Origin of the sequence: Nonomuraea mesophila, from assembly GCF_004352805.1 — a bacterium.
Classification (GTDB): Bacteria; Actinomycetota; Actinomycetes; order Streptosporangiales; family Streptosporangiaceae; genus Nonomuraea; species Nonomuraea longispora.
On record NZ_SMLD01000015.1, the window covers coordinates 24395 to 40239 of the forward strand.

General features: G+C 70.0%; 15 protein-coding genes. 6 read left to right on the plus strand and 9 right to left on the minus strand.

The window, feature by feature from the left end; all coding sequences use genetic code 11:
- The first annotated feature begins 351 nt into the window (after positions 1-351).
- On the plus strand, positions 352-1299 hold the full coding sequence (locus tag E1295_RS08595) for an AfsR/SARP family transcriptional regulator (RefSeq protein WP_132629338.1): 948 nt from the start codon (positions 352-354) through the stop codon (positions 1297-1299).
- A 37-nt stretch (positions 1300-1336) separates the two neighbouring features.
- Here E1295_RS08595 and E1295_RS08600 read toward each other — a convergent pair whose 3' ends face one another.
- The gene (locus E1295_RS08600) at positions 1337-2263 is read right to left on the minus strand and encodes a glutaminase (protein WP_132629340.1); all 927 of its coding nucleotides are present in this window, start codon (positions 2261-2263) and stop codon (positions 1337-1339) included.
- Between the two features lie 27 nt (positions 2264-2290).
- Here E1295_RS08600 and E1295_RS08605 point away from each other — a divergent pair, with 27 nt between their 5' ends.
- The gene (locus tag E1295_RS08605) at positions 2291-2602 is read left to right on the plus strand and encodes a YbaB/EbfC family nucleoid-associated protein (RefSeq protein WP_132629342.1); all 312 of its coding nucleotides are present in this window, start codon (positions 2291-2293) and stop codon (positions 2600-2602) included.
- A 21-nt stretch (positions 2603-2623) separates the two neighbouring features.
- Here E1295_RS08605 and E1295_RS08610 read toward each other — a convergent pair whose 3' ends face one another.
- From E1295_RS08610 to E1295_RS08630, 5 genes are all read right to left on the minus strand, one after another.
- Complete coding sequence (locus E1295_RS08610; protein WP_132629344.1) at positions 2624-3577, minus strand: WXG100-like domain-containing protein; 954 nt, start codon at positions 3575-3577, stop codon at positions 2624-2626.
- A 19-nt stretch (positions 3578-3596) separates the two neighbouring features.
- A complete protein-coding gene (locus E1295_RS08615; protein ID WP_132629346.1) occupies positions 3597-3998 on the minus strand; it encodes a hypothetical protein in 402 nt (133 codons plus the stop codon).
- A gap of 118 nt (positions 3999-4116) precedes the next feature.
- Complete coding sequence (locus E1295_RS08620; RefSeq protein ID WP_342775848.1) at positions 4117-5565, minus strand: alanine/glycine:cation symporter family protein; 1449 nt, start codon at positions 5563-5565, stop codon at positions 4117-4119.
- A 237-nt stretch (positions 5566-5802) separates the two neighbouring features.
- Positions 5803-7413 carry a cellulase family glycosylhydrolase gene (locus E1295_RS08625; protein ID WP_132629348.1) on the minus strand — a complete coding sequence of 537 codons (1611 nt, stop codon included), beginning with the start codon at positions 7411-7413 and terminating at the stop codon, positions 5803-5805.
- A gap of 152 nt (positions 7414-7565) precedes the next feature.
- A complete protein-coding gene (locus E1295_RS08630) occupies positions 7566-8225 on the minus strand; it encodes a TetR family transcriptional regulator (RefSeq protein WP_132629350.1) in 660 nt (219 codons plus the stop codon).
- Positions 8226-8345: 120 nt separating this feature from the next.
- Between E1295_RS08630 and E1295_RS08635 the strand changes: the two genes are divergently transcribed.
- The 4 genes from E1295_RS08635 to E1295_RS08650 are packed head-to-tail and all read left to right on the plus strand — an operon-like array spanning position 8346 to position 12617.
- Positions 8346-8834 (plus strand): (2Fe-2S)-binding protein, encoded by a 489-nt coding sequence (locus E1295_RS08635; RefSeq protein ID WP_220448616.1) that lies wholly within the window; start codon positions 8346-8348, stop codon positions 8832-8834.
- Positions 8831-9838 carry an FAD binding domain-containing protein gene (locus E1295_RS08640; protein WP_132629354.1) on the plus strand — a complete coding sequence of 336 codons (1008 nt, stop codon included), beginning with the start codon at positions 8831-8833 and terminating at the stop codon, positions 9836-9838. The genes E1295_RS08635 and E1295_RS08640 overlap by 4 nt, the downstream gene beginning before the upstream one ends.
- Entirely contained in the window at positions 9835-12105 is a 2271-nt protein-coding gene (locus tag E1295_RS08645; protein ID WP_132629356.1) for a xanthine dehydrogenase family protein molybdopterin-binding subunit, read from the plus strand. Before E1295_RS08640 ends, E1295_RS08645 begins: the two co-directional genes overlap by 4 nt.
- Before the next feature lie 53 nt (positions 12106-12158).
- On the plus strand, positions 12159-12617 hold the full coding sequence (locus tag E1295_RS08650) for a nuclear transport factor 2 family protein (protein WP_132629358.1): 459 nt from the start codon (positions 12159-12161) through the stop codon (positions 12615-12617).
- Here E1295_RS08650 and E1295_RS08655 read toward each other — a convergent pair.
- The 3 genes from E1295_RS08655 to E1295_RS08665 form a co-directional block, all read right to left on the minus strand.
- The gene (locus E1295_RS08655; RefSeq protein WP_132629360.1) at positions 12610-13902 is read right to left on the minus strand and encodes an ArsB/NhaD family transporter; all 1293 of its coding nucleotides are present in this window, start codon (positions 13900-13902) and stop codon (positions 12610-12612) included. The genes E1295_RS08650 and E1295_RS08655 overlap by 8 nt on opposite strands.
- 66 nt (positions 13903-13968) lie before the next feature.
- Positions 13969-14559 carry a mycothiol-dependent nitroreductase Rv2466c family protein gene (locus tag E1295_RS08660; protein ID WP_132629455.1) on the minus strand — a complete coding sequence of 197 codons (591 nt, stop codon included), beginning with the start codon at positions 14557-14559 and terminating at the stop codon, positions 13969-13971.
- 61 nt (positions 14560-14620) lie between these two features.
- Entirely contained in the window at positions 14621-15808 is a 1188-nt protein-coding gene (locus tag E1295_RS08665; RefSeq protein WP_246079922.1) for an AI-2E family transporter, read from the minus strand.
- Between the last annotated feature and the right edge of the window lie 37 nt (positions 15809-15845).

Consider the following 15845-nt stretch of genomic DNA (forward strand, 5'->3'; position numbering starts at 1 on the left):
CTCTCCTGAACCGGATAACCCTCTCTACTGTAGGTCACCGGCCCTGTGGCACCGTGCCCCTTCCGAAGAGGTCGTTAACCGTTTAAGCCGTCAGGCGACGCCGGGCGAGGAGGTGGAGTCACTGATCATCAGCCGGCAGGGCATCTTGTGCACCCCCGGCGTGCGTTGCTGGCCCGCAAGGCCGTGTTCGGCGACGCCTCGAAGGTCCCGCGGCTCCGGTTCGTGCCCTACCACCGTTGGGGCAACCGCGACCATGCGGGTGTGGCTCCCGATGCGGCCCGGTGATGCGCAGGATGTGGATAACTGACACGTGAACATAGGGATTGTCAACTTTTATGTACTCTTTCCCCTATGTGGGATGATGGGTTGCGTTTCGGCATCCTCGGGCCGCTGATCGTACGGGCGGGCGGACGGGTCGTCCGCCTGACCGCGGGAAAGCGCCAGCAGTTCCTCGCCACCCTGCTGCTCAACCCCAACCGGGTGACGCCGCTGGACACCGTGGTGGAAATCCTCTGGCAGGACCGGCCGCCACGCTCCGCCATCGCCAACATCCGCACCTACGCCAGCTCCCTCCGCACCATGCTGGGCGGCAACGACAGGATCATCGGCGACTCGGTCGGCTACCGGCTCCGGGTCAGCCCGCCCGAGCTGGACATGCTGACCTTCACCGAGCTGATACGGCAGGCGGAGTCGTCCCTTGAGCGGCACCGCCCGGAGGTCGCCCTGAAGTTGTTCCGCCTCGCGGACGACCTGTGGCGCGGCAGCCCGCTGGAGGACGTGGCGCCGCACCCGCAGTGGGCCGAGCCGTTGGAGCAGCTCGCCGAGCAACGCCTGGCACTGCTGGAGAGCCTGGCCGCGCTGGAGCTCGCCGGACGGTTGTACGCTTCGGTGATCACCCGGACCAGGAAGTTCCTGAACGACCATCCCTTCCGGGAACGGGCGTGGATGCTGCTCATCCTCGCGCTGTACGGCAGGGGCCGCCGTGAGGAGGCGCTGGCCGCGTACGTCGAGTGCCGTCAGGCGTTGCGCGAGGAACTCGGCGTCGAGCCCAGCGAGGAGCTGCGGACGGTGCACTCCGGCATCCTGAACGGTGCCCGGGTGCACAACCTGGTGCTGGAGGCGCTGCAGGAGGCCAACGGCCCGTGGTTCACCGATCTGACTCCCGGCTCCAGAGGGCTCCCGCCTGCCGATCCGATGACGGCGCACGAACTGGTGGACGCGATGGCCGCCGCCGGGCTGGTGGAACGGGTCGAGAGCGACGATGACGGTCAGGCCAGCTACATGCTGCGCCTGCGATGACCCGCACGGCGGACCGGCGGCGTGCCGAGCCGGCCGGTCAGAAGATCGAACAGCCGGTCAGCGAGACGAAGGCCTCGATCGCCGCTGCCGCCGCCACCGAGCTGCCTTTCTGGTCCAGCCCCGGCCCCCATGCGGCCAGGGCGTAGCGGCTGGGCACGATGGCCACGATGCCGCCGCCGACCCCGCTCTTGCACGGCAGCCCGATCCGGTAGGCGAAGTCTCCGGCCGCGTCGTAGGTGCCGCAGGTCAGCATGATGGCGTTGATCCGCTTGGCGTCCCGTGCGGGAAGGATCCGGGAGCCGTCCTGCCGGATCCCGTCGCGGGCCAGGAACAGTGCGGCGCGGGCCAGCTCGTCGCAGTTCAGCATCAGCGCGCACTGCCGGAAGTAGTGGTCCAGCACCCGGTCCACCGGATTGTGCAGATTGCCGAAGTCGGCGATCAGGTTGGCCATCGCGGCGTTGCGGAACCCGGTGGTGGCCTCGGAGGTCGCGGTGACGGTGTCGGCCTGCACCTCGGGGTTGCCCGACTCGGCGCGCAGGAGTGTGCGTACCGCGTCGAAGGCGTCGCCTCTGTCCGTCAGCAACTGGTCGGTGATGACCAGTGCCCCGGCGTTGATGAACGGGTTGCGCGGGATGCCGCGCTCCATCTCCAGCTGGACCAGCGAGTTGAACGGGGTGCCGGCCGGTTCCCGATGGACCCGCTTCCAGATGGCGTCACTGTCCCTGCCCAGGACCAGCGCCAGGCCGAACACCTTGATGATGCTCTGCAACGAGAAACGCGTGGTCGCGTCGCCGGCCGTGTGCACCTCGCCGTCCACCGTCGCCAGGGCGAAGCCGAACTGGTGGGGATCCACCCTGGCCAGGTCGGGGATGTAGTCCGCGACCTTGCCGCGGCCGATGAAAGGCCTGACGGCGGTCAACACGTTCCGCACGACGTCCTGGTCGTCAACAGCTGCTTTCACCATGTCAACAATTTCTAGTAAGTTCGGCGCATGAACGAGGGCAGGAGCTTCGACCCCGAGCTCGACCGGCTCGTGGCGGAGTTTCGCGAGGACGCCGAGCCGTTGTCCGACGTCATCGGGCAGATCGACAAGATAGAGGGCGAGGCGGCGAGCGCGGGCGGGAAAGTGGTGGTCCGGGTCGCACCGTCCGGAGAGCTGCTGGGCGTGCGGATCGATCCACGCGCGATGCGGATGGGCTCCGAGGAAATGGCCGAGGCGATCATGGATGCCGCCCGGCAGGCGATGATGGACGCCGGGCGCAGGGCCATGCAGGTGGCCAAGCCCTATCTCGATCTGGAGTAGCCGCGACCGGGCGGAGGGTCGTCACCGTCTCGGGATGAACCCGCGCGACCCGTGGGACAGCAGTTTCTGGTACATCTCCTCGGCGGTCAGACCGGTTTCTGTGCCGGGCAGCGGGTTGTCGTGGTGCGTCAGGTCCCTGGTCACCGAGTACATCGTCGTTCCGGCCATTCTGGGGATGATGGATCCGGTGTTCAGCTGCCAGCCGTTGGGCAGCGGCACGTTCTGGCCGAGCATCCGCAGCCCCGGCACCTTCTGCATGCCGTAGGCGGTGGCGTCCGCCACGCCGTCGAAGACCATGTTGCTCAGGAAGTGGCTGCCGTACTCCCTCACGTTGTAGTCCAGCGAGGTCACCTCGTTACCTGACAGATCCCGCTCCATCCCGGCGGCCTTGTTGATGGCGAAGGGGATGGCCACCTCGCCCGCCGCGTAGGCGAAGCTGTCCGCGATCGGATAGACGAAGTAGGGCAGGAGATATTTGATGGCGAAGGTCTCACCATAGTTTTTGATCAACAACGCCTGCTTGCGCGCGATCGCCCTGAAGATCTTCCAGGTGACGAGCTGGTAGCCGGTGGTGAAGACCAGGTCCGCGACGAGGATCGCGCAGAGCACTTTCAGCGCGTGGTTGGTCTTCTCGATGACGTCGGCGTAGGCGCGGCATGCCTCGGCCGCCCTTCGGTACTTGTACGCCGTCGCGAACACCGCGAGACCGAACCTGTTCTCCCAGAACCGCTGGAACTCGGCATAGTCGCGCCCGTTGTTCTCCGTCCAGATCTGTGCGGCCCAGGTGTGGGCCTGCTGCTGATGGCGGTCGATGTAGTCGGCGATCGACTCGAGCTTGTCCGCGGCTTCGCGGATCTTCTCCGGATCGCCTTCGAGGTAGCGGACACCGAGGATCGTCTCGGGGTTCAGTGCTGCGGCCAGACCGACGCCGCCCATCAGGCCGAGCGTCACCTTGGCCGACGGCCCCAGGGCCATGCGTGCCTCCTCCCGGCGATCAGTGGTGCCGTGCCTGGGTGGTCGGCACGGCGATGGAGTCGTTCGTCCTGGTGCTGAACGCGACAAGCTTTTCGACGGCATCGAGGACGATCGTGCCGGGCCCGTCCGCCTCCCTGACGGTGGTGCTCATCGCGTTCAGCGTCGCGGAGATCCCGGCGTAGGACTTCTGGATGTTCTGCAGCGCCTCGTCCAGGTCGTTGTACATCTGGTCGAAGCCGGGCTGACCGTCCTGGCCGTTGCGGAAGACGCGTGCGACTTCGTCGGTGGACGGGTTTCCGAAGTATTCCTGCAGCCTGTACACCTCCTCGCGGAGATATTCCGTCGCACGGATCAGGAATTCGCCTTCCAGCCGGATGTTCTCGCTGTTCCCCTCCAACACCTCGTAAGAGGTTCTGTACACGTGTGAGGGACGATCTGTTTGTGCCATGGTTCCTCCTCCAGGTGCCGTACGGTGTTTGCGAAAAGGGCCGTGCCACGAATACGGGAAAGCAGCACGGCCTTTCTCGCCCCGGGCTGGGTCAGTTCTTCACCGGCACGTCGGCGCTGTCCCAGACCTGTACGTTGCGCAGCTCGGGCATCCGGTCCTTGGTGAAGACCGGTTCTTCCACGCCCGCCTTGCGCTGTGCCACATAGTCGGCCAGCAGCCTGAACGCGGTCTTGGACAGCGGTGCGAGTGCGGCCAGGTTGATCAGCGCCAGCAGCGCCATCATCAGGTCGGCGACGGCCCACACCGTGGCGAAGGAGCCCACGGCCCCGACGAACACCGCGATGAGCACCAGGACGCGGAGCACCGGCAGACCCTTGCGGCCGACGAGGAACTCCACGTTGGACTCGCCGTAGTAGTAGTTGCCCAGCACCGAGCTGAACGCCAGCATGAAGATCACCACGGCCAGCGCGACGCCGGCCCACGAGCCCAGGTTCGTCACCAGCGCGGACTGGGTGAGGTTGGCCCCTGTCTCGTCGTTGCCGGCCAGCGTGGGGTTGGCGAAGAGGATCGTGAACGCGGTGATCGAACAGACCAGGATGGTGTCGAAGAAGACCCCGAGTGCCTGCACCAGTCCCTGGCTGACCGGGTGCCGCACGCTGGCCGCGGCGCCCGCGTTCGGGGCCGAGCCCAGCCCGGCCTCGTTGGAGAACAGGCCCCGCCGCACGCCCTGCATGATGGCCGCGCCCAGGCCGCCGGCCGCCATCTCCTGGAGCCCGAACGCGCTGCTCACGATCTGACCGATCACCATGGGGAGGTTGTGGAGGTTCATGATCACAACGACTCCGCCGAGCAGCAGGTACACGATGGCCATCACGGGGACCAGCATGGTCGTCACCGACACCAGCCGGGTCACTCCGCCGAAGACCACCAGCGCGGTGAGCGCGACCAGGGCGAGCCCGATGATGACGGACGGCGTGGCCGAGTCGGCGGGCATGCCGAACGCCGACACCATGGTCGCCGTGATCGTGTTGGCCTGCACCGAGTTGAAGGCCAGGGCGAAGGTCAGCGTGATGACCACCGCGAAGATCATGCCCATCCACTTGGCGTTGAGGCCGAACTTCATGTAGTAAGCCGGACCGCCGCGGAAGGACTTGTTGTCACGCACCTTGTACAGCTGCGCGAGGGTCGATTCGGCGAACGCCGAGGCGGCGCCGATGACCGCCATCACCCACATCCAGAAGACCGCGCCCGCCCCGCCCAAGGTGATGGCGGCGGCCACTCCCGCCACATTCCCGGTGCCGACCCGGGCCGCGGCGGAGATGGTGAAGGCGCCGAAAGACGACACCGGCTTTCCACCCGCCCCGTCCGGCGCCGACTTCCGCGCCACCGCCCGGAACATCTCCGGGAACATGCGGAACTGCACACCCTTGGACTGGATGGTGAAGAAAAGTCCCAGGAGAACGACCACGGGAATGAGCAGATATGTCCACAAGCCGTCAGTGATATCGGCGAGCGCAGCATCCATGAAGATGTCTCTCATGTGTGAGGGGTTGCCAGCGGCATTGAACGCGAAACCCGATGGAGGGTGGATTCGGCATGCTAGCGACCGCCGATACAATAGCGATACATCGCGAAGTTTCAATTATTCTTGCATTGTTGACCGGCTCATCAATGGCCGTGTCCCCCGCTGTCCCCCGCTGTCCCCCCGCTGTCTACGCTGTCCCCGCCGCGCGGAAAGCGTGGCGGGAACACGTCCGGCGTACGCAGGGTGCGGCGGTCAGGAGGCGGTGCAGGTGTAGGAGCCCGCCGTGGCCGGGTCGCCGCCGGGACGGCCGGCCTGGAAACCGAAGCTGGTGGAGCCGCCCGCGGGCAGGCCGCCGTTGTAACCGGCGTTGCGCGCCGTGACGGTCTGCCCGCTGACGCTCAGCGTGGCGTTCCACGAGCCGGTGACCGTGTGCCCGCTGGGCAGCGTGAAGGTGACCGTCCAGCCGCTGATGGCGGACGAGCCGCTGTTGGTGACGGCGACCTGCGTGACGTAGCCGCCGCCCCACTGGCTCTGCACCGTGCCGGTGGCCGTGCAGCCGCCGCCGGGGCCGCCCCCGGGCGACGTGGTGAACGACGTCGTGGGGGAGTTGCCCGACAGGTTGCCCGCGCCGTCGCGGGCGCGTACGTACACCTGGTACTCCGTGGCGGCGCTGAGCCCGGTCAGGGTGATCGTGTTCGTGGCGCTCCGCCCGAGCAGCGGGTCGGTGGCGCCCTGCTCGCGGTAGACGTCGTAGCCGGCCAGGCCGGAGCCGCCGGAGTCGGTGGAGGCCGGCCAGCTCAGGGTGGCGCCGTTCGCGGTCACGTTCGTGGCCGAGGGGGTGCCGGGCGTGGCCGGCGCCGTGGTGTCGTCGCCGGTGCCGCCGCCGAAGTACGTCGCCTCGCGCGAGGTCTGCCCGATGCCGTCGGCGCCGTCGAAGATGCGCCGGCCCCAGGAGGTCAGGCTGGAGGCGTTGAAGTCGTTCACCATGTCGAGGTATTCGACGCCGCCGCCGTTGCCGCTCCATGACCAGCCGATGTAGCCGATGCCGCGCGACTGCGCCTCGGACATGATCGTGTCCTCGTCCGGGTCGCCGTCGGAGTGGTCGTGCCCGAACTCGCCGATCACCAGCGGCAGGCCGGCGGACCGGAAGGCGCCGAGGTAGGCGGTGATCTCGGCGGCGGTGTCGAAGACGCCGTACATGTGGATGGAGAAGACGGTGTCGCCCTGGGGGTCGGCGGCGGCCACGGTCCTGGCGTTGTCGCGCATGGTGAACTGCCAGTCCTGGCCCCAGTTGGGCGCGTCGACCATGAGCAGGTGGTCGAAGCCGAGGCCGCGCATCCGGGTGATCGCGGCGGTGGTCGCGCTGGTCCAGGCGGAGACGTCGTTGTTGCCGTAGGGCTCGTTGCCGATGTTGATGACGATGAAGTCCTCGGTGCCGGTGAGCGCGCTCCTGACGCTGCTCCAGTAGTCGACGGCCTGGTCGAGGGTGTACGCGCCGTCCTGCTCGCCGTAGCCGGTCGTGTCGTGGTTCTCGAGCACGCATATTAACCGGTTCTGTCTGCAGAGCGAGACGACGTCGGCCACGTCGGCGGCGTCGTTGGGGGTCCATCTGCCGCCGCTCAGCACCACGCGGACGGTGTTCGCCCGCAGCGCCTTGATGGCGGCGAAGGAATCGGTCTCGCTGGTGAACCAGGTGTGCGCGTGGCTGACGCCGCGCATGACGAATGGGTTCCCGTTGGCCTCCACGATCCTGGTGCCGCTGACCCGGAGCCCGGTCGCGGCGTGCGCGGGAGCCGGGGCGACGATCATGGAGACGAGGAGCGACAGGAACGCCGCCGCCACGAGCCCGAGCCGGTTGGTCATGAGGGTGCCCTTCCGCTGGGGTTAACCGGTTACGTCCAGGCATGGTCCGTGGATTCGGTCGCCGTGTACAGAGGGGTCCGCGCGTGGTGCGACCTCCACAGGGGGACACGTGCGAAGACGTCCCGGACGGCGGGCGCCGGAAGGTGAAACTTTCAGCCGGCGGGCGGCCTGAGCGTGGGCAGCCCGGCGGCGAGCGCCGCGAGGAAGCGGCGCAGGGTGGGCAGCAGCTGGGGGCAGTGCCGGGCGAGCTCGGGCTCCTGGGCGTAGACCTCGGCGAGGACCCGCGGCGGATTGGCGGCGGGGTAGAGCAGGCCGGCCGTTCCGGCGGCCGCGCCGACGAGCTCCCTGCCCTCGGCCTCCGTCAGGTGTGACGCGCGGGCGACCTGCACGCCCAGTTCGCCGATCATCGTCACCACGCCGAGCTTGTAGGTGCGGGCCGCCTCGACCGAGACGTTGTGCTCCAGGCTGACCGACGAGTGGCTGAGAAGGTCGCAGAGGAGCGGGCGCTCGACGATCGTCTCCGCCAGCGCCGCCACCACGTCGTCCATGTCGCGGGCGGTGCGCAGGCGGCCGGTGACCGCCTCAGCCCAGCTCCGGTATTCCTCGACGGTGAGGACGAGGTAGATCTCCTCCCTGGTGCCGAAATAGCGCACGACGTTGGACTTCGCCAGCCCGACCGCCTCCGCGACCGCCCCCAGACTGACGTTGCGCACGCCGGACGCGGCGGCGAGCTCGCGCGCGGCGGCGAGGATGGCCTCGCGCCGCTGCTGCTTGTGCTCGGGCCGCCTGGCCCGCAGGAAGGTCCGCGTCATCGTCGCCCAGCATACGACGCCCATGTAAAAGAACATCGTTCTCTTGTTAAGGGAACATCGTTCTGTTAGCGTCGCCGGGACAACGGTTCCGACGGAAGGAAGCGCGTGACGGAGATACGGATGCGGGTGAACGGCGCCGCCGAGTCCCTGGACGTCGAGCCGTGGGTCAGCCTGCTCGACGCCCTGCGGGACCGGCTCGGCGTCACCGGCCCGAAGAAGGGCTGCGACCAGGGCGCCTGCGGCGCGTGCACGGTGCTCGCCGACGGCGTGCGCATCAACGCCTGCCTGGCCCTCGCCGTCCAGTACGACGGCAAGGAGATCACCACCGTCGAAGGCCTGGCCTACGGCGAGGAACTGCACCCGTTGCAGGCGGCGTTCATCCGGCACGACGGCCTCCAGTGCGGCTACTGCACGCCCGGCCAGCTCTGCTCGGCGGTCGCCATGCTCGCCGAACACCGCGCGGGCATGCCCAGCGCCGTGACCGAACGGCCCGGAGAGCTCGACGAGGCCGAGATCAGGGAGCGCATGAGCGGCAACCTGTGCCGCTGCGGCGCCTACAACGGCATCGTCGACGCCATCAAGGACGTCGCGGCACAGGAGGCACGATGAAGCCGTTCGCGTACGTCAAGCCCGCCGACGTCGCCGGCGCCGTACGCGCGGTCTCCGGCGAGCCGGACGCGAAGTTCCTCGGCGGCGGCACCAACCTGGTCGACCTCATGCGCGAGGGCGTCGAGCGGCCCGGCACGGTCGTCGACGTCACCGGCCTGCCCCTCGACACGGTCGGCGAGCTGCCCGGCGGCGGGCTGCGGATCGGCGCGCTGGTGCGCAACAGCACGCTCGCGGCCGACGAGCGGGTGCGCGCCCGCTACCCGGTGTTGTCGCAGGCGCTGCTCGCCGGGGCCTCGGCCCAGCTGCGCAACATGGCGACCGTCGGCGGCAACCTCCTGCAGCGCACCCGCTGCCCCTACTTCTACGACCACGCCGCCGCCTGCAACAAGCGCGAGCCTGGCGGCGGCTGCGACGCGCTCGGCGGGTTCAACCGGTCGCACGCCGTGCTCGGGGTCAGCGGCAGCTGCATCGCCGCGCACCCCTCCGACATGTGCGTGGCGCTGGCCGCGCTCGACGCCGTGATCGAGGTGGAGAGCGTACGCGGGACGCGGCGCATCCCCATGGCCGGCTTCCACCGGTTGCCCGGTGACACCCCGGAGATCGAGACGGAGCTGGCCCCCGACGAGCTGGTCACCGCGGTGGAGCTGCCGCCCGCCCCGGTCGCGGCGCGATCCCGTTACCGCAAGGTGCGCGACCGGGCGTCGTACGCGTTCGCCCTCGTCTCTGTGGCGGCGGCGCTGGAGGTGCGGGACGGCGCCGTGGCGGCGGTGCGGCTGGCGCTCGGGGGCGTCGGGACCAGGCCTTGGCGGGCGCACGAAGCGGAGCGGATCCTGCTCGGCGGGCCGGCGGACGAGGAGTCGTTCACCCGCGCGGCCGAGGCCGAGCTGGCCGGGGCGGACGTCCGGCCCGGCAACGCGTTCAAGGTCCACCTCGCGCGCGCCACGATCGTGGCCACGCTGCGCGACCTGCACACCGGAGCAGGCCCCGGAAAGGACACGGCATGACGACGAAGTACGCCGAGACCGAGCAGCGGCAGGACACGGTCAAGCACGTCGGCCGCCCGGTCGACCGGGTCGACGGCCGGGCCAAGACCACCGGCGAGGCCCGCTTCGCGGCCGAGCACCGCTATCCGGGGATGGCCCACGCCGCGCTCGTCCACGCCACGGTCGCGCGCGGCCGCATCGAAGCCCTCGACACCGAGGCCGCGCGGGCCGTGCCCGGCGTGATCGAGGTGCTCACCCACGAGAACGCCCCGCCCATGAAGCCGGCGCCGAAGACCAGCCTGATGAACCCCAGCTCGCTGGTCTCCGGCACGTCGGTCGCCTATCTGGGCACGGACGAGGTGCACTGGAACGGCCAGCCGGTGGCGGTCGTGGTGGCAGAGACGCCCGAGGCCGCCCGGCACGCGGCGTCCCTGGTGCGGGTGACGTACCGCGAGCTGCCCGCCGTGGTGGACTTCGCGGCCGAGGAGCCGAACGCGCAGCCGCAGAAGGGCAGCGCGCTCCAGCCGGCCGGCGGCGACAAGGGCGACGCGGTGGCCGCGCTCGCCGCCGCCCCGGTCTCGGTGGACCTGCGCTTCACCACGCCGCCGGAGCACCACAACGCGATGGAGCCGCACGCCACGGTCGCCGTGTGGGACGGCGACCGCCTGACCGTGCACGAGAGCACGCAGAGCATCGCCTGGCTGCGCACCCACCTGGCACTGCGATTCGGCATCCCCGAGCGGGCGGTCAGAGTTCTGTCCCCCTACGTGGGCGGCGGGTTCGGCGGCAAGGGCTTCGTCTGGGCGGGCACGCTGCTGGCCGTGCTGGCCGCCCGCGCGACCGCCCGCCCCGTGCGGCTGGCCCTCACCAGAGAAGGCGTCTACCGCACGGTCGGCGGCCGGACCCCGACCGTGCAGCGGGTCGCGCTGGGGGCCGGCCCGAGCGGTGACCTGACCGCGCTGATCCACACCAGCGTCGCCATGACGAGCCGGATCGGTGGCATGCCGGAAGGAGTGACCTCGTCCACCCGGCACCTCTACGACGCCGCCACCATGCATCTGCGGCAGCGCATCGTCCGGCTCGACCTGCTCGCCAACACGGCCATGCGCGCTCCCGGCGACTCCGTCGGCTCCTTCGCCCTGGAGTCGGCCATGGACGAGCTGGCCTGCGAGCTGGGCATCGACCCGATCGAGCTGCGCAGGCGTAACGAGCCCGCGCACAACCCGATGGACGGCAAACGGTTCACGCACCGGATGTTGCGCGAGGCGTACGAGGCGGGGGCGGAGCGCTTCGGGTGGCGCGAGCGCGATCCCCAGCCGGGCTCGATGCGGGACGGGCGCTGGCTGGTCGGCATGGGGGTCGCCACGGCGTACCACCCGTCGTTGACGATGCCGGCCAGTGTCACGGTGCGGCTCGCCGCGGACGGCACGGTCGTGGTGCGGTGCGCCCTGCAGGAGATCGGCGTCGGCGCGGCCACCGTGCAGGCCCAGATCGCCGCGGACGAGCTGGGCGTGCCGCTGGAGGCCGTGCGCGTGGAGGTCGGCGACTCCGAGCTGCCCGTGGGGCCGCAAGCGGGCGGGTCGGCGCAGACCGCCAGTGCCGCCGCCGGGGTGCTGGAGGCCTGCCGCAAGCTCAAGGAGTCGGTGCTCGCCCTGGCGCGGCGGGCTCCCGACTCGCCGCTGCGCGGGCGCAGGGCGGCCGAGCTGGAGGCCCGCGACGGCGGTCTGCACCACGGCGGGCGCGGCGAGACGTACACGGCGATCCTGGCCCGCGCGGGGCGGGACCACCTGGAGGCGGGTGGGGGGACGGGCATGCTGAAGTTCGTGGCGAAGACGCTGAACGAGCGCAGGCGCTGGGTGAAGGGCGCGAGCGGGGCCCACTTCTGCGAGGTGCGCGTCGACCGGGACACCGGAGAGGTGCGCGTCTCGCGCTGGCTGGGGATGTTCGACGTCGGCCGGGTGATCAACGCGAAGACGGCGGCGGCGCAGCTGCGCGGCGGCATCGTGATGGGCATCGGCATGGCCCTGTCGGAGGCGACCCAGGTGGACCCGCGTACCGGCCGCATCATGAACCCCGGCCTGTCCGAGTACCTCGTGCCCGTGCACGCCGACATCCCCCGCATCGACGTGCAGTGGTTGGACGTGCCCGACCCGACGATGCCCCTGGGGCTGCTCGGGATCGGGGAGGTCGGCATCACCGGGGTCGCCGCCGCCGTGGCGAACGCCGTCAGGCACGCCACCGGCAAACGGGTCCTCGACCTGCCCATCACCCTCGACAAGCTGCTGTAGCTCCACGGCGGGGCGGGCCGCTGCGGTTAGGCTGCCGGGGAAAGGAGGCGCCCATGTCACGCCCGCCCGTCCCGCCGTTCACCGAGGAAAGCGCCCGCGTCAAGGTGCAGGCCGCCGAGGACGCCTGGAACACCCGCGATCCCGAGAAGGTCGCGGGTGCCTACACCGAGGACTCGGTGTGGCGCAACCGCGACGGGTTCGTCACCGGCCGCGACCAGATCGTCGAGTTCCTGCGCCGCAAGTGGGAGCGGGAGCTCGACTACGCGCTGCGCAAGGAGCTGTGGGCGGTGCTGGGCGACCGCATCGCGGTGCGTTTCCAGTACGAGTCGCGCGACGCCTCAGGGCAGTGGTGGCGCAGCTACGGCAACGAGCAGTGGGAGTTCGACGGGTCGGGCCTGATGCGGCGCAGGGAGGCGAGCATCAACGACGTGCGCATCACGGAGGCCGAGCGGCGTATCTTCGGCCCGCGCGGCGAGGACGAGCACGGCGTGGACGTCCTGCCGCTCAGGTGAGGTAGCGCAGCCACAGGTACGGCGTCGACAGCGCCACGGTCACGAACGTCACGACCAGCCCGTATTTCGTGAACTGCCAGAAGCTGATCGGGCTGCCGTTGCGGGCGGCGATGCCGAGGATGACGACGTTGGCCGCCGCCCCGACGGCCGTGGCGTTGCCGCCCAGGTCGGCGCCGATCGCGAGGGCCCACCACAACACCTGCGCCTGCTCGCCGCCGCCCGCGGCCTGGACGAGGTCGGCGACGATGGGGCTCATGGTGGCGACGTAGGGGATGTTGTCGACGACGGCCGACAACACGGCCGAGCCCCACAGCAGCACCATCGCCGACAGCGCCATCTGCCCGCCGGTGGCCTCGGCCGCAGCCTCGGAGACCAGCCCGATGACGCCGGTCTCCACCAGCCCGCCCACCATGACGAACAACCCCGCGAAGAACACGAGCGTCGGCCACTCGACCTCGGCGATGGCCTCCTCGGTCGTCACGCGGGTGGCCGCGACCAGCACGCCCGCGCCGAGCAGCGCGACCACGGACGGCTCGTAGTGCAGCACGGGATGGAGCACGAACGCCGCCATCACCAGCACCAGCACGGCCAGCGACTGCCGCAGGAGCCGGTGGTCGGCGATGGCCTCCCGCTCGTTCAGCGCCATGATCTCCGCGGCCCGCTCGGGGTCGTAGGTGAACGCCGACCTGAACAACCACCGGCACAGCCCGATGAACACCGCCACCAGCACCACGATGAGCGGCGCCATGTGGACGAGGAAGTCGTTGAAGGTGAGGCCGGCACGACTGGCGATGATGATGTTGGGCGGGTCTCCGACGAGCGTGGCGGCGCCGCCGATGTTGGACGCCAGCGCCTCGGCGATCAGGTAGGGGGCCACGGGCAGCGCCAGCCGCTCGCACACCAGGAACGTCACGGGCGCGATGAGCAGCACGGTGGTCACGTTGTCGAGCAGCGCCGACGCGCACGCCGTGATGACGATCAGCAGCGCCATGAGCCGGAACGGCCGGCCTCTGGCCTGTTTGGCCGCCCAGATGGCCAGGAACTCGAAGACGCCGGTCTGTTTCAGCACCCCGACAATGATCATCATGCCGAGGAGCAGGAAGATCACATTCCAGTCGATGCCGGAATGTTCGTCGAAGAACGCCGCGCCCGCGTCGGTGGCGTGGATCACGAGCATGATCGCCGCGCCGCCGAGCGCCGCCGCGACCCGATGCACCTTCTCGGTGGCGATCAGCGTGTACGCGCACAGGAACGCGGCCACCGCCAGCCAGGCCGTAACGGTCAAACGAACTCCCGAGTCGGTGACAGGACCGCCGGGGTCACGTTATCAACCCTGATCAGACGGTTTGACTCAGCCCAGCACCGGCTCCTGGTGCGGCCCGCCCTTCAGCTCGTGGAAGCCCGCCGTGCCCGCCACCAGCAGCGTGCCGTCCCACAGCCGGCCGGCGTCCTCGCCGCGCGGGATGCGCGACATGACCGGGCCGAAGAACGCGACGCGCCCGCCGCCGTCCGCCCCCGTGACGGCCACGATCGGCGTGCCCACGTGCTCGCCGGCCAGGGCGACGCCCTCGGCGTGGGAGGCCCGCACGTCGTCGTCGTAGTCGGTGGACGTGCCCGCCGCGGCCAGCTCGGCCGGCAGCCCCGCGCTCTCCAGCGCCGTACGCAGGTCGGCGATCCAGTCGCCGTCGCCGCCGGTCGTCCACAGCGCGGTGTAGAACCGGCCCAGCGCCTCCTGGCCGTGCTGCCGCAGGACGGCCGCGCACACGCGGACCGGCACCCACAGGTAGCCCTCGGGGTCGCCTTCGGGGTCGTCGTCACGGCCCTCGTTGAGCACGGACAGGCTCATGACGTGCCAGCGCACCTCGACGGGCCGCACCTTCCGCACCTCCAGCAGCCAGCGGGAGGTCACCCAGGTGTAGGGGCAGGACGGGTCGAACCACATGTCGGCGACCTGAGGCGTAGTCACGGCTCAACCGTATCCCGGAGGCGCCGGTCGAGGCGGCTCACGGAGTGCTCCGATCGTGGGCGGCGGGAGGCGGTTCGCCCTTCCCGGGCGCGGCCGGTTCGGGACGCGGGGGTTCGTTGGCCTCTGGCCTCCCCGGCTTGGGAGGCGGCAGCTCCGGCGGCGGATCGCGGAACAGCTCGGGTATCGACCGGTAGAGGATCGCGGCGATCGGCACGGCGACGACCGCGCCCGCGATGCCCGCCAGGATGCCGCCGACGGCGAGCACGATGATGATCGCCAGCGGATGGAAGCGCAGCACCCTGCCGACGATCAGCGGCTGCAGCACGTGGTTCTCGAGCTGCTGCTCCACCACCAGGATGCCCACGAAGATCAGCGCGTAGACGGGGCCACGGGAACCGAGCGTGACCAGCGTCGCCACCGCTCCCGCGAAGAAGATGCCGACGATGGGGACGAAGCTCGCCAGGAAGATCAGCAGGGCGAGCGCCGGCCAGAGCGGCACCCCCATGATCGCCAGCACGATGCCGATGACGATGCCGTGCACCGCCGCCACGGCCACCGTGCCGTGCACGTAGTGCGACAGCGTGGCCCAGGCCGTACGTCCCGCCCGGTCGACGCGCGGCGCCGCCGTGCCGAAGCCCTTGAGGAACCAGGCCCAGATCCGGTCGCCGTCCTTCAGCAGGAAGAACGTCACGAACAGCAGCAGCACGATGGAGGCCAGCACCTCCAGCACCACCATCGTGCCCTGGAGCACGGTGGCGGTGATCTGCTGCTGCTGCGTCCTGATCAGGCCCGCGACGTCCTCGACCCACTGGCTGAGCTGGTTCGGCTCCAGGCGCAGCGGGCCGCTGTAGAGCCAGCCCTCCACGGTCCTCGCGGTCTCCTGCACCTGCTTGACCAGGCCGGGGAACTCCTTGTTGCCGCGTACGCCGATGATCCAGCCCGTCCCGGCCAGTACGGCGAGCGCGACCAGCATCGTCACCCACGTGGCGTAGATCGGCCGCATGCCCGCCTCGCCCAGGCGTTTGGTCAGCGGGAAGAGCAGCGCGGTGAGCAGCAGGGCGACCGCCACGGGCAGCGCGATGAGCCGCATCGCCGCCACGACGCCGATCAGGTAGTTGGCCACCACGCCGACCAGGATCAGGCACGCGCTCCACGCGGCCATCCTGGCCAGCAGCGGCGGCACCAGTCCCCACAGGGGTTCCCGACCGGGATTGAAGTTCTTCACACAGTCACCTCTGCCCCGAATGGCCGGGACTCCACGG